24 protein-coding genes, 1 tRNA gene and 1 pseudogene are annotated in these 22,710 nt (G+C 69.2%); 11 read left to right on the top strand and 15 right to left on the bottom strand.

Going from position 1 to position 22,710, the window contains the following annotated elements; genetic code table 11:
- Window positions 1–5 precede the first annotated feature (5 nt).
- The 3 genes from LRQ07_RS16895 to LRQ07_RS16885 are packed head-to-tail and all read right to left on the bottom strand — an operon-like array spanning window position 6 to window position 1,491.
- Window positions 6–824: a hypothetical protein gene (locus LRQ07_RS16895; protein ID WP_256535287.1), complete on the bottom strand. Its 819-nt coding sequence runs from the start codon at window positions 822–824 to the stop codon at window positions 6–8.
- Complete coding sequence (locus tag LRQ07_RS16890; protein ID WP_256535286.1) at window positions 821–1,264, bottom strand: hypothetical protein; 444 nt, start codon at window positions 1,262–1,264, stop codon at window positions 821–823. Before LRQ07_RS16890 ends, LRQ07_RS16895 begins: the two co-directional genes overlap by 4 nt.
- Before the next feature lie 2 nt (window positions 1,265–1,266).
- Entirely contained in the window at window positions 1,267–1,491 is a 225-nt protein-coding gene (locus LRQ07_RS16885; RefSeq protein ID WP_256535285.1) for a helix-turn-helix domain-containing protein, read from the bottom strand.
- Window positions 1,492–1,602: 111 nt separating this feature from the next.
- Here LRQ07_RS16885 and LRQ07_RS16880 point away from each other — a divergent pair, with 111 nt between their 5' ends.
- Window positions 1,603–2,238 carry a helix-turn-helix domain-containing protein gene (locus tag LRQ07_RS16880; protein WP_256535284.1) on the top strand — a complete coding sequence of 212 codons (636 nt, stop codon included), beginning with the start codon at window positions 1,603–1,605 and terminating at the stop codon, window positions 2,236–2,238.
- On the top strand, window positions 2,235–3,401 hold the full coding sequence (locus LRQ07_RS16875; protein ID WP_256535283.1) for a tyrosine-type recombinase/integrase: 1,167 nt from the start codon (window positions 2,235–2,237) through the stop codon (window positions 3,399–3,401). Before LRQ07_RS16880 ends, LRQ07_RS16875 begins: the two co-directional genes overlap by 4 nt.
- On the opposite strand, the gene LRQ07_RS16870 is transcribed toward LRQ07_RS16875, so the two are convergent.
- The 3 genes from LRQ07_RS16870 to LRQ07_RS16860 all read right to left on the bottom strand — a co-directional run bounded on the left by LRQ07_RS16870 (window position 3,373) and on the right by LRQ07_RS16860 (window position 5,251).
- Window positions 3,373–3,951 (bottom strand): hypothetical protein, encoded by a 579-nt coding sequence (locus LRQ07_RS16870; protein ID WP_256535282.1) that lies wholly within the window; start codon window positions 3,949–3,951, stop codon window positions 3,373–3,375. The genes LRQ07_RS16875 and LRQ07_RS16870 overlap by 29 nt on opposite strands.
- Before the next feature lie 23 nt (window positions 3,952–3,974).
- Window positions 3,975–5,018, bottom strand: coding sequence for a ParA family protein (locus LRQ07_RS16865; protein WP_256535281.1), 1,044 nt, complete (start codon window positions 5,016–5,018; stop codon window positions 3,975–3,977).
- A 159-nt stretch (window positions 5,019–5,177) separates the two neighbouring features.
- Window positions 5,178–5,251, bottom strand: a tRNA-Gly gene (locus LRQ07_RS16860).
- A gap of 101 nt (window positions 5,252–5,352) precedes the next feature.
- Between LRQ07_RS16860 and dcd the strand changes: the two genes are divergently transcribed.
- Window positions 5,353–5,958, top strand: a complete 606-nt coding sequence (gene dcd, locus LRQ07_RS16855) for a dCTP deaminase (protein WP_047524231.1) — start codon at window positions 5,353–5,355, stop codon at window positions 5,956–5,958.
- Window position 5,959: 1 nt separating this feature from the next.
- Window positions 5,960–6,436, top strand: a complete 477-nt coding sequence (locus tag LRQ07_RS16850; RefSeq protein WP_256535280.1) for a hypothetical protein — start codon at window positions 5,960–5,962, stop codon at window positions 6,434–6,436.
- Between the two features lie 6 nt (window positions 6,437–6,442).
- Here the strand turns inward: LRQ07_RS16850 and LRQ07_RS16845 are convergent, their stop codons facing one another.
- The 3 genes from LRQ07_RS16845 to LRQ07_RS16835 form a co-directional block, all read right to left on the bottom strand.
- The gene (locus tag LRQ07_RS16845; protein ID WP_256535279.1) at window positions 6,443–7,474 is read right to left on the bottom strand and encodes an FUSC family protein; all 1,032 of its coding nucleotides are present in this window, start codon (window positions 7,472–7,474) and stop codon (window positions 6,443–6,445) included.
- Window positions 7,475–7,541: 67 nt separating this feature from the next.
- A complete protein-coding gene (locus LRQ07_RS16840; RefSeq protein ID WP_134352455.1) occupies window positions 7,542–7,952 on the bottom strand; it encodes a hypothetical protein in 411 nt (136 codons plus the stop codon).
- Window positions 7,949–9,415, bottom strand: a complete 1,467-nt coding sequence (locus tag LRQ07_RS16835) for an MFS transporter (protein WP_256535278.1) — start codon at window positions 9,413–9,415, stop codon at window positions 7,949–7,951. The genes LRQ07_RS16840 and LRQ07_RS16835 overlap by 4 nt, the downstream gene beginning before the upstream one ends.
- Before the next feature lie 115 nt (window positions 9,416–9,530).
- Here LRQ07_RS16835 and soxR point away from each other — a divergent pair, with 115 nt between their 5' ends.
- Window positions 9,531–9,971: a redox-sensitive transcriptional activator SoxR gene (gene soxR, locus LRQ07_RS16830; protein WP_047524236.1), complete on the top strand. Its 441-nt coding sequence runs from the start codon at window positions 9,531–9,533 to the stop codon at window positions 9,969–9,971.
- 69 nt (window positions 9,972–10,040) lie between these two features.
- Here soxR and LRQ07_RS16825 read toward each other — a convergent pair whose 3' ends face one another.
- Window positions 10,041–10,355: an NIPSNAP family protein gene (locus LRQ07_RS16825; RefSeq protein ID WP_047524237.1), complete on the bottom strand. Its 315-nt coding sequence runs from the start codon at window positions 10,353–10,355 to the stop codon at window positions 10,041–10,043.
- On the bottom strand, window positions 10,352–10,714 hold the full coding sequence (locus LRQ07_RS16820) for a winged helix-turn-helix transcriptional regulator (RefSeq protein ID WP_248539060.1): 363 nt from the start codon (window positions 10,712–10,714) through the stop codon (window positions 10,352–10,354). Before LRQ07_RS16820 ends, LRQ07_RS16825 begins: the two co-directional genes overlap by 4 nt.
- 147 nt (window positions 10,715–10,861) lie before the next feature.
- On the opposite strand from LRQ07_RS16820, the pseudogene LRQ07_RS16815 reads away from it, so the two are divergent.
- Window positions 10,862–11,962 (top strand): annotated as a pseudogene (locus tag LRQ07_RS16815) (MFS transporter); the annotation flags it as partial.
- A gap of 23 nt (window positions 11,963–11,985) precedes the next feature.
- On the opposite strand, the gene LRQ07_RS16810 reads toward LRQ07_RS16815, so the two are convergent.
- Window positions 11,986–13,047, bottom strand: a complete 1,062-nt coding sequence (locus LRQ07_RS16810) for an alpha/beta hydrolase family protein (RefSeq protein WP_256535277.1) — start codon at window positions 13,045–13,047, stop codon at window positions 11,986–11,988.
- 72 nt (window positions 13,048–13,119) lie between these two features.
- Here LRQ07_RS16810 and LRQ07_RS16805 point away from each other — a divergent pair, with 72 nt between their 5' ends.
- The gene (locus tag LRQ07_RS16805) at window positions 13,120–13,764 is read left to right on the top strand and encodes a TetR/AcrR family transcriptional regulator (protein WP_256535276.1); all 645 of its coding nucleotides are present in this window, start codon (window positions 13,120–13,122) and stop codon (window positions 13,762–13,764) included.
- 84 nt (window positions 13,765–13,848) lie between these two features.
- Here LRQ07_RS16805 and LRQ07_RS16800 read toward each other — a convergent pair whose 3' ends face one another.
- Entirely contained in the window at window positions 13,849–14,544 is a 696-nt protein-coding gene (locus LRQ07_RS16800) for a hypothetical protein (RefSeq protein ID WP_256535275.1), read from the bottom strand.
- A 103-nt stretch (window positions 14,545–14,647) separates the two neighbouring features.
- Between LRQ07_RS16800 and LRQ07_RS16795 the strand changes: the two genes are divergently transcribed.
- Window positions 14,648–15,220 carry a MarR family winged helix-turn-helix transcriptional regulator gene (locus LRQ07_RS16795; protein WP_256535274.1) on the top strand — a complete coding sequence of 191 codons (573 nt, stop codon included), beginning with the start codon at window positions 14,648–14,650 and terminating at the stop codon, window positions 15,218–15,220.
- A 146-nt stretch (window positions 15,221–15,366) separates the two neighbouring features.
- Here LRQ07_RS16795 and LRQ07_RS16790 read toward each other — a convergent pair whose 3' ends face one another.
- Together LRQ07_RS16790 and LRQ07_RS16785 are read right to left on the bottom strand one after the other, a co-directional pair.
- Window positions 15,367–16,773 carry an MFS transporter gene (locus LRQ07_RS16790; protein ID WP_256535273.1) on the bottom strand — a complete coding sequence of 469 codons (1,407 nt, stop codon included), beginning with the start codon at window positions 16,771–16,773 and terminating at the stop codon, window positions 15,367–15,369.
- Between the two features lie 145 nt (window positions 16,774–16,918).
- Window positions 16,919–17,815, bottom strand: a complete 897-nt coding sequence (locus LRQ07_RS16785; protein WP_256535272.1) for an Lrp/AsnC family transcriptional regulator — start codon at window positions 17,813–17,815, stop codon at window positions 16,919–16,921.
- A gap of 221 nt (window positions 17,816–18,036) precedes the next feature.
- Between LRQ07_RS16785 and LRQ07_RS16780 the strand changes: the two genes are divergently transcribed.
- From LRQ07_RS16780 to LRQ07_RS16770, 3 genes are read left to right on the top strand one after another with little or no spacing between them, the layout of a single operon-like run.
- Window positions 18,037–19,374 carry an MFS transporter gene (locus LRQ07_RS16780; RefSeq protein ID WP_232763932.1) on the top strand — a complete coding sequence of 446 codons (1,338 nt, stop codon included), beginning with the start codon at window positions 18,037–18,039 and terminating at the stop codon, window positions 19,372–19,374.
- Window positions 19,371–21,038 (top strand): amidohydrolase, encoded by a 1,668-nt coding sequence (locus LRQ07_RS16775; RefSeq protein WP_256535271.1) that lies wholly within the window; start codon window positions 19,371–19,373, stop codon window positions 21,036–21,038. The genes LRQ07_RS16780 and LRQ07_RS16775 overlap by 4 nt, the downstream gene beginning before the upstream one ends.
- Before the next feature lie 10 nt (window positions 21,039–21,048).
- Entirely contained in the window at window positions 21,049–22,665 is a 1,617-nt protein-coding gene (locus LRQ07_RS16770) for a thiamine pyrophosphate-binding protein (RefSeq protein ID WP_256535270.1), read from the top strand.
- Window positions 22,666–22,710: the final 45 nt, after the last annotated feature.

Below are 22,710 nucleotides of genomic sequence, written 5' to 3'. Positions count from 1 at the left end.
CTCCTTCAGATCAGGTCCTGCCGGGCCATGGCGGCGTCCGCCCAGCGCTGGCCCTCGGCGCTGAGCGCGTCGTAGTCGTCGTCACCGGCCCACGGTCCGGCGTATCCGCCTCCGCGGTCCATGTCGCGCCGGTAGAGGGCGATGAGGGCGGTGGCATCTCGGGAGGTCATGCGCGTCCAGCCGTCCACCCGGTCCGCCTCGGGGATGCCGAGGCCGCTGAGGAGGTGGAGGTCCTGGAGGAGCGTCACCTGTGCAGGGGTGGGAGCGTCGAGGTATCCGGCATCCGGTGTTCGATCCGCGCTCACGCCCAGCGCACGCTGGGCCCCTGCTACTTGAGTTGTGTCTACTTCTGTGTCTACTTCGCTACCTGATTCCGGTAGTCCGGACACCCGCGTGCTGGGAGCCTGGGCCCGGGAATTGGGAGCCTGAGCGCTCGCCGCATCGTCAGACTCCCAGGAGGCGGGAGTCTGGGAGCGGCGGGTGCGGGCCCGGCGCTCGGACTTCGACCGTGGCCGCTCTGGCAGGGGCGGCAGGTCCGGACGGTCCACCAGCCGATACACCGTCGCGTGGTTCTGTCGCCCGGGCTCCACGACCTCCACCAGGCCCCAGCGGAGGAGGCGCTTCACGGCGGCCGCCGCGGTCGTCTCGCTCATCCCGGCCTCCCATGCGATGAGCGGGTAGGACGGCCGAGTGAGACCCTGGGCGTTGGACCGGCTGACCAGCACCACGTAGGCGGCGATGTCCGCGGGGCTCATGCCAAGGGCGGGTCGCGCGTGGCGGGTCACCCAGTCCGGTACGCGGGCGAATCCGTCAACGCGGCTCACGGAGCGCTCACCGCCCCGTCGGCGGCCTCAGACGTGCCAGCCGGTGCGGCGGGCCCTGCGGTGCGTCTCGCGGCCGTCCGGCGGCGCTCAGCATCCCGGCGGCACCCGCGGCACTTGCCGCCGCTCCGGCCGAACGCCAGCCTGGAGTGTCCGTGGGCACAGAACGTCCAGGAGCCGCCGTGGTCGCGGAGGTTGTTGCACGAGGAGCACAGCGGGGCGTAGTCCGTGAAGATGCGGACGCTCCAGCGCACCGTGCGGCCATGGTCGGGGTGCGGGCCGATGTGGGTGGGGTGACCGATGAGGCCCCAGCCATCCGCGAGGCGGCCACAGCGTGCGGCGCACGGCTTGCCGACTGCGGAGCCCCGGAACCGCCTCAGCGCCTGGTGCACCCCGCCATACGTGCGGGCCCGCGTCGTGGGCTCGCAACCTGCGAGAGCCACGGTCACTCCTCCTCGGTCGCGCCCAGGAGGCGGAGGAGTGCAGGGACAGGGACGACCTTGCGGCGGCCCAGGGCCAGCGTCGGAATCTCCCCGCGGGTGGCGGCGCGGTAAGCGGCCCAGCGGCCGATGCCCAGCACACGCCCGGCCTCTTCGATGGTGCAGGTGGCGCGGTCCTGGAGGTCCGCGATGGTCAGCGGTGCCTCCGTCGTGGTGCTGTCGGTGCTCATGTGGCCCTCCTGGTGTCCGTCCTCGGGTGCCGCTCCGTGCGGTCCTGGTGTTGTTTCGACCGTATGGTGTTATGTTGTCTGTGGAAGGAGGCTGTTGTGAAAGTGACAACATTGGACGCGCACATTGGGCGGCGCATCGCGGAGGTCCGGCAACTGCGGAGCATCAGCCAGACGGACTTCGGCCAGCAGGTGCGGGAACTCGTCGGAGCCGGATGGTCCCGGCAGGTCGTCTGGCAGGTGGAGCGCGGCGAGAAGCCCGTCAGCGCATCCGACCTGGTGGCCGTGGCGCATGTCCTCTCGTGCACCGTGGCGGACCTCACTAGCACCACCGAGGCCGTGAGCCTGGGTGGGAGCACCGTGCCACGCACCGACGCCATCGTGGGCGGCGTGGAGGCCATGCCGGAGGCCGAGGGCATGGCCCGGTTCCGAGAGGCCGCCGAGGCCCTGGCGGACGTGCGCCACGCCTGGGAGCGGTACGCGCACCTGATCGACGTGGCCCGACGGCGCGTGGCAGAGGTCTCCGCGGTTGAGCGGCAGGTGCGTCGCTACGGCGAGAAGGCGCTCCAGGATGCTGTGCGCCAGATGCGTGACGGCTTCGGGCGCCTGCCGGACTTCGACGCGGAGGCCGCCGCGCGACGCAACCCGAGCCCGGCAATGCTTGCGGCCGCGGACGCGCTGGGCACCTACCGCGTCCCTGAGAACGGATGGATGCGCGGCGCGGTGCGCCGGGAGAGGAGCGGACAATGAGCCGCCAGAAGACGAACCGCCAGGCATTCGGGAGCGTCCGGCAACTCCCCTCCGGGCGCTGGCAAGCCCGTTACCCGGACCCCGCCGGGCGGCCGATGAACGCGCCCGCCACGTTCCCCACGAAGCGGGAGGCCCAGGACCACATCGCCGGAGTCCGCGCGGACCGAATGCGCGGCACCTACCGGGACCACCGCGCCGGACTTCAGCCCTTCGGCCCCTACGCCGCGGAGTGGGTGGCCAACGGTGGCACTCGTGGACGCCTCGCCGCCAAGACCCAGGCGCTCTACGAAGACCTGCTGGCCGGGCCCCTCGCCGGACTCCACGACCGCGCCCTCTCCGCCATCACGCCCGCGGACGTGCGCGCCTGGTACACCCGCACACGGAAGACGCTCCAGAAGGCCGTCAAGAACCGGCCCGGGGCCACTGGAGAGGCCCGCCTCCGTCAGGCGTACAGCCTCCTCCGCACGATCCTGAACGCCGCGGTGAAGGACCGCCTCATCAGCGAGAACCCCTGCCAGATCGAAGGGGCCGGGCAGGTCAACGACCCGGAGCGCCCGTACCTGTCGCCGGAACACCTGGCCGCCATCGTCGGGGCCATGCCGGAGAAGTGGCACCTGCCGATCCGCGTGGCCTTCGGAGCACACCTACGGGTCGGGGAGTTGGAAGCGCTCCAGCGCGGCGACTACTCCAACGGGGCCGTACGAGTCGAGCGCCAGCGAATCTACGTCCGAGGTCAGGGCATCATCACTCCCACGAAGACGGGGGAGGCCCGCACGGTGGTGCTCCCGCCGAGCATCGCCGCGGAGGTTGAGGCTCATCTGGCCAGCACCACCGGATTCCCGAAGTCCCCCATGTTCCCCCGGCGGGACGGGGAGGCCATCACGGGAAACGCCCTCAGCCATGCCTGGCGGAAAGCGGCTCGCGGCATCGGGCTAGGTCAGTTCCACGTGCATGACCTCCGGCATGCCGGGCTCACGCTGGCCGCTCAGGCCGGCGGTACGACGCGCGAACTCATGGCGCGCGCTGGCCATCGGACCGCACGCGCGGCCCTGATCTATCAGCACGCCGCGGAGGAGCGGAACGCAGTGCTCGCGGAGCGTATGGACTTGGTCGGAGCAGTCAGGGTCGAGTCGGTCAGAGGTGCGGATCGAATGTTGCGATGACCGTTCGAACTGACCCGATAGCGTCGAGCGCGTCCGTCGGGGTGATCGGAGTTGGCACACCTGGGTTCAAAGGATCGCCGTCCGACTGATGGACGATTCGATTGCGTCGAGTGACGATGGTGCCGAGGGTGGCTTTCCACGCTCCTGCGCTCTTGTTGAATGCCAGCGGCCAGATGCCGGGCACCCCAACAAAGGATAGGGCGCTCGCGATGCTGTCAGGGCTTTGAAGGGTCTCTCGGGCCAAGCGTGACGCGGCGTGTTTGCGCGCCGCGATTTCTTGGTCAACTGGAGTGAGCGCGTGCACAATCTCACGCACGGACTCAAAGGAAAGGCCGACTTTCATGCTCTCGCTTCCCGTAGTCGAGATGCGCCCGCAGATCATGCCTACCGCGCGATCGATAACGACTCCGTGGAAGTAGTGGTCGAGAGCGGAAACGGCCTGAACAAGTGCGGCACGATACACATCATCGGCGCTGACCCTACCTACGGTCAGCGTGCTCATGGCTTGACCAAGCCCGACTAGGTCGCGGGCGCGATCCAAGTCGTCCATCGCGTGCGTGAGCCTCAGGGTGCTCATGCGCTCGTCAATGTCTCGATCCGCTCCGCCATCCCCGCAAAGATGGCTCTGAACTTCTCGACGCTTTCCGCCTGGCGTTCCCACACGAACCCTTGTTTGCCGGTGTCGGCCTTGCTCAATGCGAACACGGGCTTGCGCACGCGTTGCGAGTCGGCAATCAGGGAATTGAAGTCTGGAATGCTTGCCAGACGATACGACCCCTCCATGCCTGCTTCGTCGTACTTCGCGTCGGGCAGGAGGAGGTCGGCGTCCTTGAGGGCGGGGATGAGGATCGTATCGATGGCGTTGTCGAGTGCAGAGAAGTACTCCTGGAATCCCTCTGTCGCAGTTCCACCTCGCAGTCGATATCGCTGAACGATGGTGCCCAGGAACTTGAGGTCCGGCTCAGGAAAGGGGTAGTCCGCGGTGCGGAGGGCGTCGAGTGCTGCTGCGCCCGTGGCCCACTTCTTCCAACGGGGGATGACACGCGACAGCGATTCAATCGCCATGAGCGAGAAGACGTCGGGGCTGGCGGGCATGATGAAGAAATCAGACGTCGCAACAAGATTCTGGTTGATCGCGCCAAGGCCCGGGCTGAGGTCCACGATCACGTAGTCGGCGTCGTACTCGGCCGCCGTCACATCGAACAAGTAGCGGAAACTGCCCGGGAGGTTCTTCAGCGGCTGCAAGGTCTCCGACAGTTGCTGCGCAATTCCGAGGGACACCTCATCCTCAGCGAGGCCGACATGGCCTGGGAGTAGGTACAGATTCTCGCGGCCCTCCACTGGCATGCAATCCACCGCCTGGATCGCTCGCGGGCGCGAAGCAAAGGCAGGTTCGAGAGCGTCGCGAAGGTTTCGCCCGGGGTTGTCGACGTAGAAGCGGTCAAGGGAACCCTCAGTGCTCAGATCCAAGACCATCCCGGTGAGGTTGCATTGAGGATCCGCATCGACCATAACCACCTTGTGCCCGCGCTCCGCCAGCATCCAGCCGAGGTTGAAGGTCGTCGTCGTCTTGCTGACGCCACCCTTGTTGTTGAACATCGCAATAACCGTGGCCACGCGGGCTCCCTTGCTCTATGGAATCAGCACCCACAATAGCGACGCAATGCGTCTTGTAGACGACTACTGGCACGTCTATGGCATGACAGCGCTGCGCGGTCACTTCCCGGGGCGTTGGGGTAGACGCAAGAAAGGCCTACTCACCTGGGTTTCCTGATGTGGAGGGGCTGACGGGAATCGAACCCGCGCTGTCTGCTTGGGAAGCAGAAGTTCTACCATTGAACTACAGCCCCGTACCCGCATCCGAGGAGCAGGTGAAGGCCAGCCTACCTGCACGCCGCCCGATGGCCAAAGCAACGCGGCACGGTCGCGACCTGGCAACTAGGCTGGTGCCGTGCTTCTCAGCGATCGCGACATCAGAGCAGAACTCGCATCCGGCCGCGTCGGCCTCGAGCCGCGCGAAGAGGGGATGATCCAGCCGTCGAGCATCGACGTGCGTCTGGACCGCTACTTCCGGCTGTTCGACAACCACAAGTACCCGTTCATCGACCCGTCGGTCGATCAGCCGGAGCTCACGCGTCTGATCGAGGTCGATCCCGAGGAGCCGTTCATCCTGCACCCCGGCGAGTTCGCACTCGGCGCGACGTTCGAGCAGGTCACCCTCCCGGATGACATCGCCGCCCGTCTCGAGGGCAAGTCCTCGCTCGGGCGACTCGGGCTCATCACGCACTCGACGGCCGGTTTCATCGACCCGGGGTTCACCGGTCACGTGACGCTGGAGCTCGCGAACGTCGCGACCCTGCCGATCAAGCTGTGGCCGGGGATGAAGATCGGGCAGCTCTGCTTCTTCCGGCTGACCTCACCTGCGGAAAGCCCCTACGGGTCCGGCCCCTACGGCAACCGCTATCAGGGGCAGCGCGGACCGACGGCCTCCCGGTCGTTCCAGAACTTCCATCGAACGGACGTCGGCGTGACCGACGTCGGAGCAGTCGGAGGCTGAGATGAGCGACATCAGCGGCACCACCCCGGAAGAACCGATCGAGCCTGAGGAGGGCGGGGTTCCCGAGGAGCCGCTGATTCCGCCCGCGGATGCGGTGATCCCGCCGCCCCCGCCCGAGATCCCGATCCCGGACGGTCTGCTGGCCCCGCCCTCGTCCGCAGCGATCCCGCCGGCGGACGCGGTGATCCCGCCGCCTCCGGCCGAGACGCGCCGTCGCTCGGACCGCCCGCGCCCGACTCCCGCGATCCTCGATGGTGAGCCTCCCGCCGCGGTCGCCGACGACTGGGCACAGCCGTCGGTCGCGCCGGAGGTTCCGACCTCCGGTGGTTACGGCGGCCTCACGGTGGCGATCTTCGTCTTCCTGTTCGTGCTCCTGATCGCCGCGATCGGGCTCGTGGTGTTCCTGCTCAACACCGTGAGCTTCCCCTGGGCGAGCAGCGACAGTGCGGTGTCGCTCGCCGTCGCCCTGCGGCTCTGAGGTCGCTCAGACCCGCGTCTTCCGCGGTCGCCGGCGCAACGCGGCCGAAGCGACGGCGACGAGCGTGCCGACGGTCACCCCGATGATCGTCTCGATCGCGCGATCCTGCAGGAGCACGTCGACGGGCGTCGGGGCGGCGAGGTGCACCATGAGCAGCGCGAGCGGTGTGATGAACACCATCGCGATGCCGTAGTTGCGTCCGACGAAGAGTTCGGCGGCGGCCTGCAGCAGCACCACGAGGGCGATGACCGCGAGCGGCGGCAGGTCGAAGACGAGGATCCCGGCCGCGACGAGCACGCCGAGCAACGTCCCGAGCAGACGTTGGATACCGCGGATCACGCGGGCGTTGAGTTGCGGCCCGCTGACGGCGGCGACCGCGCCGACGGCCGCCCAGTACCAGTGCGAGTCCATGATCAGCAGTCCGGCGAAACCTGCCCCGATGATGGCGACGCCGACCGACAAAGCCATCTCTCGGGCGATCGGTCCCACGGGCTGCAGGGTCTTCGGCGGCACGTCGTCCGTGCGGCGCGTGAAGACGCCGATGAGCGCGGTGATCGAGAGTCCGAACAGGACGCTCGGTCCGCCGACCAACAGCACATCGCCGAACGAGGCGATGGTGGCCGGGATGGTCGCGCACGCCCCGACCGCGAACACCGGGAACAGCGGCCCCGGCGGGTGCCACCGCATCGTGTAGGCGAGCAGGGTGACGGCGGAGGCGATGACGGCGACGACGAGGATGCTGACCGGGGCGGGGACGGCGAGAACCGACAGGGCGGTGCCGACGAGCATCGAGGCGAGGATGATGCCCCCGGCGCTCGCCTGCATCCGGATGCGATCGCGGAACACGTCATGGCGCCCGTACAGCGCGGCGAAGGCGCCGAAGCTCGCGTAGATGCTCAGGTCGAGGCGGCCCAGCATCCACAGCACGAGCAACGGCGCCGCCACGCTGATCGCCGCGCGGAGCGCCACTCGGTGATCACCGCGGTGCGGTTCGACGCGGAGGACGCCGGTCCATACTCTTCCCCGGGATTCCGCCACCGATCCAGCCTACGTCCGATGCCGAACCGCTCCGACTCGGGCTCCGGCTCCGGGTGTCCCGAAGGGCTCAGCCCGCCGTGGCGCCCCGCAGGAGCAGGAGGCGTGCCTTGTCGAGGACGCGGTTCAGGACCGCGGCCGCGGCGTCGGTCTCGTGCGGGTCGAGGTCCGCCCACAGGGGCCCCGTCAGGTCTGCGATCTCCCGGCCGATCTCGGCGACCCGTGCCTCGCCTGTCGGGGTGAGCGCGGAGCCGGCGAGGAGTCCACGGTGGCGCAGGTCCGTGAGGATCGGTCCGACCTCCGTGGCGGGGAGACGATCGGCCAGGAAGGCGTCGAGCTCCCCGGCGCCGTCGAACTGTGCGGTGAGCCTCAGCGAGACCCACTCGCGTTCGCTGAGGTCGTGAGGGGTGAGGACGGTCTGCAGGAGCGCGCTCAGCGCCTTCTCCGTCTGGCCGATGAGCTGGGGTCCGAAGGGGATCATGGCGTTTCCAATTCGTTGGTGTTGGTGTTGGTGTCGGTGTCGGTGCGGTTGTCGACGTCGGTGTCTTCGCCGATGCCCCAGCTCGCCCCTCTGGCGACGAATGCGCCGAGAAGAGTGACTCCGGCGAAGACCAGCATCAGGAGTCGGGCCGCGTCGACGACGTCGGGCATCGCGAGGTTGACGAGCACTCCGGCCATCGCCGCACTGAACGCGCTCGCGATGATGAAGACCGTGTTCACGGCTGCGGCTGCCTTGGCACCTTCCTCCTCGCCGGGCGTGCTGCCGAGCGCGGCGACGGTCAGATGGGGGAATCCCAGGCCGATGCCGGCACCGGCGAGGAAGAGAGTGGCGAACCAGAGCGCGATGACGAGCGCGGACGGGCCCTCGTGCTGGAGGAGTCCATAGCCGGTGAGGCCGGCGGCGACCGTCACCGGGCCGATGGTGATGAGCAGGCGACGGGAGCGGACGCCGGTGGCATTGGCCGTGAACACCTGCGTGACCGACCACCCGAGCGAGAGCGCGGCGCCGAGCAGGCCGGCGACGAAGGGCATCAGCCCGCCGATCTCCTGCCCGAACAGTGGGATGAACGCCTCGGTGCCGATCGCGAAGGCCAGGACGGCGACGGTGATGTACACCCATCCGAGTGAGGACCCCGCGGCGAACGTGACGCGCGGCAGGATGCCGTTGCCCCCTCGCCGCTCGTGACGAAGGAACCACGCACCGAGGACGACACCGACGACGATGGCGACTCCCGTGCCGAAGCCGGCGGGGACGATGCTCGCGACACCCACGGCGGCGACGCCACCGGCGAGGAGCACGAGGGATGTCCACGGGACGGACTCGCTCGATCGCATCCGAGTCGTCTGCGGCAGGGCGCGCACGACGACGATGCCGATCAGTGCCGAGACGACGGCCAATCCGATGAACGTCACGCGCCAGGCGTCCAGCTGCGCGAAGACGCCTCCCACCACCGGGCCGACGATGTTGCCGACGCCCCACATGGCCGACACGAGGGCGGCGGCCCGTGCCCAGAGGCGCTCGGGGAGGGTGCGCTGGATGAGTGCATAGCCGAGTCCGGCGAGCAGACCGCCGCCGAGGCCCTGAACGGCCCGACCGCCGAGCAGTGCCCACATCCACGGACTCGCGGCGCAGAGCAGCGAGCCGAGTCCGAACAGGCCGAGTGCCCACAGGTAGGCCTGCACCGCACCCCGTTGCGTGAGGATTCGGCTGACCATCATCGAGCTGACCACGGAAGCCAGCAGGAAGGTCGTCATCGTCCAGGCGTAGAACTCCGCGCCACCGATGTCCCCGACGATCGTGGGGAGCAGGCTCGTCGTGAGATAGACGTTGCTCGCCTCGAGGAGCACGCCTCCCGCGAGCACGGAGGCGATCGGCGCGTAGCGGCTGCCGAGCAGTTCGCGCCAGCTTCCGGCGGGGTGCGTGCGGTGCGGTGTCTGAGTCATCGGCTGCCCTTCGTGGCGTCGGAGCGGGCGCTGGTCTCGCCCGTCGGCGCCGGTTCTCGGCGGCCGATCGTCACGCTAATACCTCGAGTAAACTCGAGGTCAAGAGGAGGCGGCGATGTCTTTGGAACCCGACGATCTGCTCGCCATCGGCGAGGTCGTCCGGCGCACCGGCGTCCCGGCGACCTCCCTGCACTTCTACGAGCAACTGGGGCTGATCTCGTCGACCCGGACCGCAGGGAATCAACGCCGATACAGGCGGCACATGCTGCGGCGGATCTCGTTGATCGTGGTCGCGAAACGCCTCGGTATCCCCCTCACCGATGTGCACGAGGTCTTCCAGAGCCTGCCTGCCGATGAGTCGCCCTCTCAGCGGGACTGGCAGCGGGTCGCAAGGCTGTGGCGTGAGCAGCTCGACATCCGTCGCACCCAGCTCGAGCACCTCCGTCGCGAGATCACCGGCTGCATCGGCTGCGGGTGCCTGTCGCTCAAGGCCTGCCGGTTGCTGAACCCCGAAGACGCGCTCGCCGACGACGGCCCTGGCCCGCGCCGCATCTGAGCCTCGTCGGAGGCCGGAGGCCGGAGGTCAGAGCCCGGACGTGAGAGCCCGGACGTCAGAGCTCGGACGTCAGAGGTCGGAGGGCAGCAGGGGGCGCATGAACGTGCGCTCGTAGCGCAGCACGCAGCCGCTCTCATCCCGGATACGGTCGGCCTCGATGAACTCCGGATCGACCCCGAACCTCGCCCGGTACACCTCGTAGTCGGCGAAGGAGGGGAAGGTGAACAGGGCGAGGGCCTCGTCGCTCGCTCCCTCGGACGGGAGGAAGTAGCCGTGGTGGACACCCCCGTGGCGTCCCACGAGCTCGATCCACGCGCGCGCGAACGACTCGAAGGCGTCGATCTTCTTCGGATCGATCGTGTACGTCACGACACACGTGATCATGCGTCCACCGCCGTGCGCTGTCGTCCTGCGTAGAGAGTCCCCCAGCGGGTGAGCTCGGTCAGCAGCTGCCCGGCGCTCGCACCCAGTTCACTCAGTCGATATTCGACCTTCGGGGGCACCTGGCGATAGATGGTCCGGGTGATGAGGCCGTCGGCCTCGAGCTCGCGCAGTTGACGCGTGAGCACGCGCGGGGTCGGATCCTGCAGCAGCCGTCCGAGTTCGCCGAAGCGAAGCACCTCATGTTCGCCGAGGAGGGTGAGGATGCTGGGCTTCCAGGCGCCCCCGAGCACCGCGATCGACACCTCGGCGTCGCACGATTCGGTCCACTCGCGGACGATCCGTTCCGTCTTCTCTCTCACCTGTCGGCCCTCCACAGTATCCAAAATGTCCGTACGTATCAGAAATGACCGTACTTGTGGCTCCTGTGTGTACCTTTGCAGACTGATGGTGTGACCACAACCCCCATCCGTGTCCCGTCCCGCTCATCCGTCCGCCTCTGGCTCGCGATGGTCCCGCTCCTGCTCGGGATCCTCATCGGCGCTCTCGCGATCAGCAGTGTCTCCACCGCCCTCCCCGCGATCCGGGGTGACCTGGGACTGACCGATATCGAGGGACTCTGGCTCGTCGACGTGTACGCCCTCTCTCTGGCGGCGACACTGATCCTCGCCTCCCGGATCGGTGACGCGTTCGGACGCAAGAGCATCGTCCTGATCGGCTTGGCGGCCTTCGCCGCGCTCAACGCCGTGGGTGGGATGGCCACGAGCGGCCTGCTGCTCATCGTCGTCCGTGCTCTGCTGGGGGTCGCGGAGGCCTTCGTCGTCGCGGGAGTGGTCTCGACGATCGGTGCCAAGTTCCAGGCGCGCGAGCGCGTTCTCGCCTACGGGCTGTGGACGGCGACCTTCGGCACGGGAAGCGCACTCGGTCCGGTGCTCGGCGGGCTGCTGGCCGAAGGCCCGGGATGGCGATGGCTGATGCTGGGCAGTGTTCCGCTCGCGGTGATCGCCGGAGTGCTGGCCCTGTGGCTCGTTCCGGACTCACGCAGTGCCCTGCTGCCCTCCTGGGACGTGCCGACTATCTTGTCCTCGATCCTCGCGCTCGGCGCTCTCGTCTTCGCGCTCCACGAGGCCCTCGCCGCGCCCTTCTCGGCCGGGATCGCAGCCCTCATCGCGACGTCGAGCCTGATCTTCTTCGTGCGTCGGCAGCGTCGGCTCCGCGATCCGCTCATCGACATGGGACTCTTCCGGATCCCGGGCTTCAGCCCTGCGATCATCCGCATCGTCGTGAGCAGCGGCGCGTCGGCGGCCTCCGTGCTGTTGGTGAGTCTGCACCTGCAGGACACCCGCGGGCAGAGTGCGGCCGAGGCGGGCATCGCCCTGCTGCCCCAGGCCGCGGCCATCGCGATCGGGGGCGTGCTGGCGCCGCTGGCGCTGCGCGTGCTGTCGGCGAACTCCCTCACGGTGCTGGCGCTCGTCCTGCAGGCCGTGGGGCTGGGGTGGCTCGCGCTCGACCCGGCCGTCGTGGCGATCCCGCTCGTGCTCGTCGGTCTCGGGTTCGGCGTCGGTGCGACACTCGCCGCGACGGCGCTGTTCGAGGCGACGACCGAGGACCAGGCCGGACAGGTGGGCGCGATTCAGGAAATCGGATTCGCGCTCGGAGGCGGGCTCGGGATCGCGGTGTTCGGCACCATCGCCGCCGTCCTCGTCACCGGCGGCTTCGTCGTGGCAGTGCTCGTTGCCGCCGTCGTGGTCGTGGCGGCCGCGGTTCTTCCGGTGGTGCGGCGCGGAGTCCGTCGACGGGCCTGAGTCTCATCCGGTGCGATCGACCCGAGCGCATCGACGGCCTCGAGTCCGCCCGTCACCAGTGCGACGACCGCATCGAGGGTCGCATCCGCCGACAGCACGCGGGTGTGACCGAGCCCTTCGGTGCGGAGCAGGCGGGAGCGCTCGCCGTGGGCCTCGTGCAGACGCAGGGAGTCGGAATCCGGCATCCGTCGGTCATCGCGATCGTGCACGACCAGCAGTGCGGTCTCCGTCGGAAGCGGATGCCGCGCGGCGTCGTAGCGCGCCGAGACCGTGGCCCGGTCCAGACCGAGCCGACGATGGAATCGCTCCGTGAGCCTCGCGGTCGTCGCGGGATCGAGGCGGAACTCTCTCGCGAACTCCGCGAGGAAGGCGTCGGGGCCGGCCGCACCGGCGATCGCGGCGACGGCGCCGGTCGGCACGGTCGACCGGGCCACGGTCAACGCGGCGAAGGCGCCGAACGAGTGCCCGACGATTGCGGCGAAGGGTCCGTGCGCGGCGTGCAGCTGCTCGGCGGCGTCCACCCAGTCACGCACATCGGTGCGACCGCCGCCGGAGGCGCCGTGCGCGGGTGCGTCGAACGCGATCACGCGGAACCCCTCCGCGACCAGTTCGCGCACGAGCGGGGCGAACTGCGAGGCTCGGCCGCGCCATCCGTGCAGGAGCAGCACCGCGTGAGGGCCGCCGCCCCACTCGTAGGTGGGCACCTCGATGCCTCGCACGTGCAGGGTCCCGCGGCGCGCGTCGTCGAGTGTCGGGGCATCGGCCTCGCGCACCGGCATCCGCGGGGAGGTGGTGAAGAAGAGGCGGTAGGCGAGGTCGCCCGCGAGCGCGGGTGAGACGTGGGCGGCGGCGTGGATGCTGCGGGTGAGCAGTGCGGGGAGGGACGGCATGGGGACTCCTTCGCCAAACAATACGAACGATCATACGTATACTAGGCGAACGATCGTTCGTATACTAGGGACGTGTCGATTCATGCGGTGCAGGACGGGCGGCGAGCACGTGGTGATGCCTCGCGCCGCATCGTGCTGGACAGTGCGACCGATCTCGCCTCCGTCGAGGGGCTGGACGGGCTGACCATCGGGCGGCTCGCCGAAGCCTCCGGGTCGAGCAAGAGCAGCATCGCCACGCTCTTCCGGAGCAAGGAGGGCCTGCAGCTCGCCACGGTCGAGGCCGCGCGGGAGATCTTCACCGCGCAGATCGTCGAGCCCGCCCGGGAGCATCCGCGGGGTGTCCACCGCCTCGCCGCGCTGTTGCGCAACTCCCTCGCGTACTCGAAGGATCGGGTCTTCACCGGCGGGTGCTTCTTCGCTGCCACGGCGGCCGACGTCGACTCGAAGTCCGGACCCGTGCGTGATGCGGTGCGTGCGGCACTGGTCGACTGGTACGGCTACATCGAAGCTCAGATCCGCCACGCGGTCGCCGTGGGGGAGATCAATGCCGACGCGGAGGTTCTCGCGTTCGAACTGGTCGCTCTGAACGAGGAGGCCAATGCGCGCTCGCTGCTGATGGACGATGAGCGCCCCTACGCGCTTGCGGCCGCCGCGATCCGCGCTCGCCTCCGTGCTGCCGGCGCGGCGGAGTCCGCGGTGGCGCTCCTCGACCTCTGACGCCGGCCCCAGACGCCGACCCCAGGCGCACGAGACGCCTCACCCGCTGTCGGATGAGGCGTCTCGTCGATGGTGGCCGGAGCGTCAGGCGTCGCGACCGCGGGTGAAGCCCGCCTCGAAGCCGCGTTCGAACGCGTGCTGCGCCATCCGTCCGGCGCGGGGGTGTCCGTGTCCGTGGCCGTGCGTGTGGCCGTGTCCGTGGCCGTGGCTCTGCGCGTGGGCGTGCCGTTCGCCGTGGCCGTCGTCGTGACGGCATCCGTACTCGGCGTCCATACCCGGGCCGAAGCCCCGGCGGAACGGGCGTCCGAAGCCGTGCCGGGCTCCGCGACCATGCCGGGGGGCGCCGAAGCCGTGCCGACGTCCGCGGGGCAGAGGGGTCTCCTCGTCCCCGCCGAACGCGCGCGCGATCTTCTCCAGCGACGCGAGGGTGGTGGCCATGTCCTCGGGGGATACGGCATCGGCGACCTTCGCGCGGATCTCGTCGACGATGGTGCCGAGGCGATCCTTCGCCGCGCGGCCTTCGTCGGTGAGCGTCCAGTCCTCGCCGTCGGCGGCGATCCAGCCGCGCTCGATCAGGTCGCGCAGCTTGTGCGCCTTGAGTGGGCGATCCAGGGCGACGGTGCCGTCGACCGTATTGAGCATCCGCCAGTCGCGGCGGTTCGCGTGCTCGCGGTCGAAGGCGGTGGCGAACTCGGCCGCCATGAGGCGATCGGCGGCCTTCAGCCAGTAGCCGAAGGGGCGGCTGGTGTTTTCAGGGTTCTGTGATTCAGAGGTGTTCATGGAAAGTCCTTCATTGTCGGGGTGCATGTGTATGTCACAGTGCATGTACATGTAGTGTGACATGCAGTAACGATGCATGTCAAGTCGCATGTAAAATCAGAGCGTGACCACCGACAAGAACGAATCCGCGGAATCGGATCCGGCCGAAGCCATCGCGCAGGCGCTGTCCCGCCTACGAGGACGTCGTCCGGGCGATCGGGGGCACGGCGGGAGAGGCGGTCCCCACGGTCGGCACGGCGGACCGCAGGGGACTCACGGCGACGACGTGCACGACCACTTCGATCACCACCGCGGCCATCCGGGCATGCCGCCGTGGATGGCCGACCCGTCCGGGCGCCTCGGTGGTCCTGCCCGCATGCGGATGCTGGAGGCGCTGGCCGCGGCGGCGACTCCCCTCAGCGTGAGCGACCTCGGTGCCGCGATCGGCGTCGATCAGCCGCGAGCGTCACGGCTCGTCCAGCAAGGCGTCGAGCGCGGCTATGTGCGTCGCGAGGCCGACCCCGACGATGCGCGGCGCACGCGTATCGCACTGACCGACGAAGGCCGCCGCCTCGCCCGCGGCATGCGCGGTGAGCGTCGCGAGATGCTGACGACCGCGCTCACCTCGTTCACCGACGAGGAGCGCGTCGAACTCGCCCGGCTGTTGAACAAGCTCGCCGACAACTGGCAGCGCTGACACCGTCAGGCCGACGCGAATCTGACCGACGGTCCCGACCGACGATCCGTGCACAACTCAGGAAGAAGCCGGCGACCCGCCGTCTGAACGCCCCTGAAGGTGCGGTTTCGGCCCGTTTGTCCGGAGTTGTGAACGGGGGCTTGCCGTCAGCGCGGCGCCTTCACCGGCAGCAGCAGGAGGAAGCCGGCGAGCAGCACGATCACGATGCCCAGGATGCCGAAGGCGGTCTGACTCGTCAGCACGATCAGCAGGGTCCAGGCGCCGGAGGCCATCCAGCTCGCCGCGCGGCCCGTCGTGGCGTACAGGCCGAAGATCTCGCCCTCGCGGCCGGCCGGGGTGACCCTCGCCAGGAACGACCGGGCCGCTGCCTGAGCTGGTCCGACGAATGCGCACAGGATGAGGCCACCGACCCAGAACACCATCGACCCGGCGTCCCGCAGGAAGAACACTGCGAGCCCCGCGACGATCATCGAGCCGATCGAGGCGAGGATGATCCGCTTCGGTCCGAGTCGATCGTCGAGTCGTCCTGCGGCGATCGTCGAGACTCCGGCGATCAGGTTCGCCGCGATGCCGAAGATGATGATGTCCTGCGTGCCGAAGTTGAAGACGGCCGTCCCGATGATCGCACCGAAGGCGAAGACGCCGCCGAGTCCGTCACGGAACACCGCGCTCGCCAGCAGATACCAGAAGGTGGGCCGGGTCTCCTCGTTGCGGTAGAGCCCGGCGACGTCCTTGATCAGGAGAGGGTAGGAGGCGAAGAAGCCGACCCTGCGCTCCGGGCGTCCGAGCGAGGGCTCCGGCACGTTGAGGAAGATCGGGATGCTGAAGATGATCGCCCACACCGCGCACCCGACCGCGATCAACCGGTAGGCGAGTCCGTTGTCGGTGGACATCCCGAACCAGTCGAAGGTGTCCAGCACCACGACGATCACCAGGGCGATGATGCCGCCGAGATAACCGAAGCCCCATCCGAGACCGGAGATGCGGCCGACGTTCCGAGGGGTGGCGATGCCGATGAGCATCGCGTTGGAGTTCACCGCCGCGATCTCCTGGAACACGGTCGCCGCCGAGATGAGCGCGACGCCCAGCCAGAACAGACTCGGGGCCGGCTCCACGAACCACAGTCCCAGCATGCACAGGATCAGGGCGCCGGTGCCGATCCCGAGCCAGAGCTTCTGCCGACCCGCGGCATCGGCGCGCTGTCCGAGCACCGGCGCGAGGAGCAGGATGCCGAAGGCCGCGATGGTGGATCCGAGGCCGAGCCCGGATGCGAGGTCCGCCTCCGCCGCGAGCCGGGCCGGATCGTCTTCGCTCAGAGCTGCGATGTCGGCGGGGAGGAAGGATTCGCTGACCAGGTAGAGCGCGGTGAAGACGAACGTCAGGATGACGGTGTTGAACGGTTGCGTCGCCCAGTCCCACAGCGCCCACGAGTAGACCTGCTTCCTGGGGGCGGGGGTCTCGCCGCGCAGATCGAGGCCGACGACGGCGACGGCACCACTGTTGGCGGTCGCTGCGGGCTCGGGGATGCCAGGGCGAGATTCGGGTTCGCTCATGGGGGAAGTCTGGCGGCCCCCGGTGAACGTCCGGTGACGGCGCGCCGCGTCGACACGCCCGGTGCGGGATCAGAAGTGCGCCTCCGACGGCCCGCAGCGGCGCGTTTTCGAGCCCGCACCGGTGCGGGGGCCGCGCGGAGGGGGCTCAGTCCGTACGGAGGGGGCGGAGCGTACGGGCGTAGTCCTCCTTCAGGACCGCCAGGTGGAGCCAGGCTTCGATCCGCGTGACGCCGGGCAGAGCGCGCAGGCGTTCGAGGCTCGCATACAGCGCGCCCGCCGAGGGCTCGACCAGCGTCGCGACCGCATCGAACCGCCCGAGCGTTCGTGCGGCGAAGTCCACCCCGCGTCCGCGCCGGAGCTCGTGGATCACGACCCCGTCGTCGTCGCCGAGTGTCATCCCGACTCCCATCGACAGCTGCCGATGCGCGAGCCCGCGTGCCTCGACCGCGCTGATCTTGATGACCCCAGCGTCGATCAGTCGCTGCACCCGGGTGGCGACGGCCGAGGGGGAGAGGCGCACCTCCTCACCCAGGGCGCGGAAACTCTCCCGTCCGTCCGCCTGGAGTCGCTCGATCAGGGCTTCGTCGATCAGGTCGAGGGTGACGTCACCGTGGTATTCGGAGACGAAGAAGCCCTTGATCACGGTCGAGTAGATGATGGTGCTGATGTCGTGCACGCCGTCGATCGCACGGATGAGCGCGAGCAGATCGTGCAGCTCCGACATCGACCCGACGCGCACCTCGGTGACCACGTCGTGCGAGCCCCCGACCGCCGAGACCAGCACGGTCTCGCTCATATCGCGCAGGTGCTCGGCGACGTGTTCGACCGTGCCGTCGGTGCGGAGGGAGACGTGGGCGAGCACGTGCTGCCCGAGGAAGACCGGATCGACGGCCGCGACGACCCGGACCGTGCGGTCGGCGAGCATCGTCCGCAACCGCGCCGCGACCGCCGCCCGCGACTGTCCGAGCCTCTCGGCGAGTGAGAGGATGCTGGCGCGACCGTCTTCCTGCAGCGCGCGGATGAGTTCGGCGTCGAAATCCATGGTCGCCCTCGATTCGTCAGATTCCCGCGAACGCACGGATCGTCGCGCGCTTGTTCAGTCTAGAAGCGCTTGTGCCGTCGAGAAGGGAAGCATTGCATGGTTTCATGATCAGAAATCCAGTGAATGCTCATTCTCGCTGGAGTTCTGACCTTGCCGACGGCTCCGCACGTCCGTAGCATCCTTCGCTATCCGACATCTTCCGCAAAGGAGCGGGCACCCTCATGACCTCCACACCCAGCACCGGTACCCACAGCCGGGCACGACGCGCCGGCATCGCCGCTTTCGTCGGCACCACGATCGAGTGGTACGACTTCTACGTCTACGCGACCGCCGCGGCGCTCGTCTTCGGTCCCCTCTTCTTCCCGAGCGGCGACCGACTCGCCGAGACCGCAGCGGCCTTCGCGACCTTCGCGGTCGCCTTCCTCGTCCGCCCCCTCGGCGGCATCATCTTCGGCCACATCGGCGACAAGCTCGGACGCCGGGTGTCGCTCGTCATCACGCTGCTGATGATGGGCGCGGCCACGGTGCTCGTGGGCTGCCTGCCGACCTACGAGAACATCGGCATCCTCGCCCCGATCCTCCTGATCCTGCTCCGTGCGGTGCAGGGCCTCGCGGTCGGCGGCGAGTGGGGCGGCGCGGTGCTCATGAGCGTCGAGCACGCCCCCGAGAAGTCCAAGACCTTCTACGGCGGCTTCACGCAGCTCGGCAACCCGGCCGGTGCGCTGCTGGCGTCGGGAATCTTCGCCGTCATGACGCGCATGGGCGACGACTTCATCATCAACGGCGGATGGCGCATCCCCTTCCTGCTCTCGATCGTGCTGGTCGGCGTCGGGTTCTGGGTGCGCTACCGCGTCGAGGAGTCCCCGGTCTTCGAGGCGAAGATCGAGGGCCGCAAGCAGTCGATGCCGCTCGCCTTCGCGCTGCGCACCAACTGGCGCCCGATCCTCCTCGGCATCGGCATCCTGCCCATCTCGACCGGCGGCTACTACCTGGCCACCACCTTCGCCACGGCGTACGCCACCGGCGACACGGTCGCGATCAGCGAGCAGGTCATCCTCGACGCCATGACCATCGCCTCCTTCGTGGAGTTCGTGGTGACGCTTCCCGTCGCCTGGCTGGGCGACAAGTGGGGCCGGAAGAACGTCATGTACCTCGGCCTGCTCACCTCGGTGCTCACCTTCGTGCCGTTCCTGCTGATCCTGCCCGGCCGAGTCGAACCGCTCATCTTCCTGTTCGCCTCCCTGGTGCGCATCGCGATGAGCGCCACCTACGCGCCGATCGCCGCGCTGCTCTCGCAGATGTTCCGTCCGCAGGCCCGCTACACCTCGATCGCGCTGTCCTACGGCGTCGGCGCGGCGGTCTGGGCCGGGTTCTCCCCGTGGTTCGCGACCCAGCTCATCGCCTGGACGGGCAGCATCTGGTCGGTCATCGCGATGTTCATCGGCATGGCTCTCATCGCCGGTGTCTGCACGCGTCTCGCGCCGCAGCACTCCGACGAGGCCCCCGTCACCGCCTCCTTCACCGCCCGCACCGACACGACCGCGAACAGGCTGCCATGAGAAAGCTCACCCCCTTCGACCGCTCCGCGCAGGAGACACCCGTCCTCCTGACGGCGCAGGCGATCCACACCGCGGATGCCGCAGCCACCACGGTCACGGCCATGCTGACCGACCGGGGACGGATCCTCGCGATCGGCACCCCCGCGGAGTGCGAGGCGGCGGTCGAACGGGCAGGGCTCTCCCCGGAGCGCATCGACCTCGGTGACGCGGTCGTGGTCCCCGGGTTCGTCGACGCCCACGCGCATCCGCTCATGTTCGGGCAGATGATGACCTGGGTCGACTGCGGACCCGAGAAGGCCGGCAGCATCCCCGAGATCGTGGCACTGCTGAAGGCGGCGGCCTCCGACCTGCCCGCCGGGCGGCCGGTACGCGGCTACGGCTACGAGCAGCGGAACCTGGCGGAGAAGCGGCACCCCACCCGCTTCGAGCTCGATGAGGTCGCGAGCGATCGCGAGGTGTATCTCATGAACGCGTCCGGCCACGGCGGCGTCGTGAACTCGTACACCCTGCAGGCGGGCGGCGTGGACCGGGACACCCCGAACCCCGACGGCGGCGAGTTCTTCCGCGACGCGGAGGGCGAGCTGACGGGTGAGCTGTCGGACGCCGCCTGCAACATCCTCACGGGCGTGCACGGCGTGAAGATCGGCCACCACGGCCCGAACTTCCACCTCGCGGATGAGCCGGAGGAGCACCTGCGCCAGCTGGATGCCGCGACGCAGCGCTTCCTCGCCGGCGGTGTCACCTCGATCGGCGACTGTCAGGTCACGCGCCGCGAGTTCGACATGTACCTGCGTCTCGCCGAGGCCGGGCGCCTCGAGCTGCGGGTGTCGATGTACCTGCTGTCGCACCTGCTCGACGAGGCGCTCGAGATGGGACTCGTCGGTCAGTTCGGCAACGCGCACCTGAGCTTCGCGGGCATCAAGTTCTACGCCGACGGGACGCTGGGCGGCTGGACCGCGTACTTCCCGGACGGCTACGTGGGTGACCCCTGCCGCACCGGGCAGTTGTACCACGAGCCTGCCGAGTACGCCGGGCTCATCCGCAAGGCGCACGCCGCGGGCCTGCAGACGGCCACGCACGCGCAGTCGCCCACCGCGATCGAGATGGTCGTGTCGGCGATCGAGTCCGCGCTCGCCGAGCATCCGGATGCCGATGCCCGGCACCGCATCGAGCACTGCGGTCTGCCGACTCCCGAGCAGATCGAGCGGATGGCGGCCTCGGGCATCCGTCCGGTCAACCAGACGCAGCACTACTTCAACTGGGGCGAGGGTGTCGAGGAGGCGATCGGCACCCCGGGTGAGCGCTTCAACCCGCTCGGGGAGTTCGAACGGGCCGGCGTGCCGATCACGATCTCCTCGGATGCGCCGGTCGCGGAGCCGATCCCGCTCGAGGCCATCCAGACCGCCGTCACCCGCGTCACCCGGCGCGGACACACCCTCGGACCGGATGACCTGCGGATCTCCGCGCTCGCCGCCCTGCGCGCCCACACGATCGAGGGCGCCGCGTCGATCGGCCGCGACGACGATCTGGGCTCCCTCGAAGTCGGGAAGTACGCCGACTTCGCGGTGCTGTCCGGCGATCCGCTGTCCGTTCCGGCCGAGGAGATCTCGGCGATCACCGTGCGCGAGACCTGGGTCGACGGCGTTCGTCGTCATCGGGTGTGAGGATGATCCGATGAACTCCGACACCACGACGGCCGAGCAGTACGCCGACACCGCGGGCCGGGCGATCCTGGAGACGATCCGCGCCTACGGTGTGACCGCGATCTTCGGCATCCCCGGCACCCACAACCTCGAGCTGTACCGGCCGCTCGCCGAGCTCGGGATCCGTGCCGTCACGAACCGTCACGAGCAGGGCTCCGGCTACGGGGCCGACGGCTGGGCACAGCAGACCGGACTCCCCGGCGTGGTCATCACCACGTCCGGTCCCGGCCTGCAGAACGCCATGAGCGCGATCGGCACCGCGTTCTGCGAATCGCGACCCCTCATCGTCCTCTCCCCGGGAGTGCCGCTCGGCGCCGAGTTCGCCGACGTCGGCACGCTCCATGAGACGAAGGATGCCACGGCCATGGTCGGCGCGATCGCCGAGTGGTCGCGTCGGGTGACCAGTGCCGCCGAGGCGGTGGATGCGGTGCACGACGCGTTCGCCCTGTTCCGCACCGGGCGTCCCCGGCCCGTGCACATCGAGATCCCCCTCGACGTGCTGGAGGCGCCGGCCGACGTCTCCGCCGAGGCGCGCCGGCCTCGTCCGGTCCCGGCCCGCGCGTCCGGGGAGCCGGCAGCGCTCGCCGAGGCGGCACGTCTGCTCGTCGCCGCGAAGACCCCGGTGATCGTCGCCGGTGGGGGAGCGGTGGATGCTGCGCACGAGGTCACGACCCTCGCCGAGCGACTCGGCGCTCCGGTGCTCACCACCCTGAACGGCAAGGGCGTGGTCGATGAGCAGCACGCGCTCTCGCTCGGCTCGAATCTGCGCCTCGCCGCGGCCCGCGCCGTCGCGGAGGACGCCGACGTGTTGCTCGTCGTCGGCTCGAAGCTCGGTGAGGCCGAGCTGTGGGCGCCGCGGCTCGAAGCCCGCGGATCCGTGATCCGTGTCGACATCTCGCCGACGCAGCACGACAAGAACCTCGCCGCGACGGTGGGCATCACGGGCGACGCGGCTGCCGTCGTGGAGGCGCTGCTGGCCGTCGTCCCTGACGAAACCCGCCCGCCGCGCGACCTCACCGCCGAGCGGAGCGCGATCGCCGCCGAGATGCGCGAGACCGCGCCCGAGGCGGTCGCCCTGGCCGAGATCATCGCCGACGCCCTTCCCGAGGATGCGATCGTCGCGGGCGACTCGTCCCAGATCGTCTATCTGGCCCTCGGCAGCGTGCTGCAGTCGGCCCATCCGCACTCGCTGCTCTACACGCCCACCTATGCGACGCTCGGCTACGGCCTCCCGGCGGCGATCGGCGCCAGAGTCGCGCAGACGGAGCATCCGGTCGTCACGGTGATCGGCGACGGCGCGCTGATGTTCTGCGTGAACGAGCTGGTCACCGCGGTCGAGCAGCGTCTCGACGTCACGATCGTGTGCGTCGACAACGGCGGGTACGCCGAGATCCGTCAGAACGAGGTCGATCGGGGCATGACCCCCATCGGCGTCGATCTGGTGCAGCCCGACTGGGCGGCGCTCGCCACGGCCTTCGGCGCGACCGGGCGCCGGGTGGAGCGCCGCGAGGACATCGCCTCGAGCATCCGGGCCGCGATCGCCGAGGGCGGCGTGCAGCTGGTGCACCTCCCGCAGAGCGCCCTCTGAACTTCGTGACCTCCCTCTCTTGACCTCCCCGACGAACAGGAACGA

It is taken from the genome of Microbacterium sp. J1-1 (genome assembly GCF_024498615.1).
In the GTDB taxonomy this organism is placed as follows: Bacteria; Actinomycetota; Actinomycetes; order Actinomycetales; family Microbacteriaceae; genus Microbacterium; species Microbacterium aurugineum.
Note: the sequence above shows the minus strand (reverse complement) of the source record. Positions and strands in the feature narration are given on the sequence as shown.

Coding starts and splice junctions, on each gene's coding strand:
- LRQ07_RS16885 (WP_256535285.1), bottom strand. CDS start 1,491: ATGAGCACCGACAGCACCACGACGGAGGCACCGCTGACCATCGCGGAC.
- LRQ07_RS16875 (WP_256535283.1), top strand. CDS start 2,235: ATGAGCCGCCAGAAGACGAACCGCCAGGCATTCGGGAGCGTCCGGCAA.
- LRQ07_RS16870 (WP_256535282.1), bottom strand. CDS start 3,951: ATGGACGACTTGGATCGCGCCCGCGACCTAGTCGGGCTTGGTCAAGCC.
- LRQ07_RS16850 (WP_256535280.1), top strand. CDS start 5,960: ATGAGCGACATCAGCGGCACCACCCCGGAAGAACCGATCGAGCCTGAG.
- LRQ07_RS16840 (WP_134352455.1), bottom strand. CDS start 7,952: ATGATCCCCTTCGGACCCCAGCTCATCGGCCAGACGGAGAAGGCGCTG.
- LRQ07_RS16835 (WP_256535278.1), bottom strand. CDS start 9,415: ATGACTCAGACACCGCACCGCACGCACCCCGCCGGAAGCTGGCGCGAA.
- soxR (WP_047524236.1), top strand. CDS start 9,531: ATGTCTTTGGAACCCGACGATCTGCTCGCCATCGGCGAGGTCGTCCGG.
- LRQ07_RS16825 (WP_047524237.1), bottom strand. CDS start 10,355: ATGATCACGTGTGTCGTGACGTACACGATCGATCCGAAGAAGATCGAC.
- LRQ07_RS16810 (WP_256535277.1), bottom strand. CDS start 13,047: ATGCCGTCCCTCCCCGCACTGCTCACCCGCAGCATCCACGCCGCCGCC.
- LRQ07_RS16800 (WP_256535275.1), bottom strand. CDS start 14,544: ATGAACACCTCTGAATCACAGAACCCTGAAAACACCAGCCGCCCCTTC.
- LRQ07_RS16790 (WP_256535273.1), bottom strand. CDS start 16,773: ATGAGCGAACCCGAATCTCGCCCTGGCATCCCCGAGCCCGCAGCGACC.
- LRQ07_RS16785 (WP_256535272.1), bottom strand. CDS start 17,815: ATGGATTTCGACGCCGAACTCATCCGCGCGCTGCAGGAAGACGGTCGC.
- LRQ07_RS16780 (WP_232763932.1), top strand. CDS start 18,037: ATGACCTCCACACCCAGCACCGGTACCCACAGCCGGGCACGACGCGCC.
- LRQ07_RS16775 (WP_256535271.1), top strand. CDS start 19,371: ATGAGAAAGCTCACCCCCTTCGACCGCTCCGCGCAGGAGACACCCGTC.
- LRQ07_RS16770 (WP_256535270.1), top strand. CDS start 21,049: ATGAACTCCGACACCACGACGGCCGAGCAGTACGCCGACACCGCGGGC.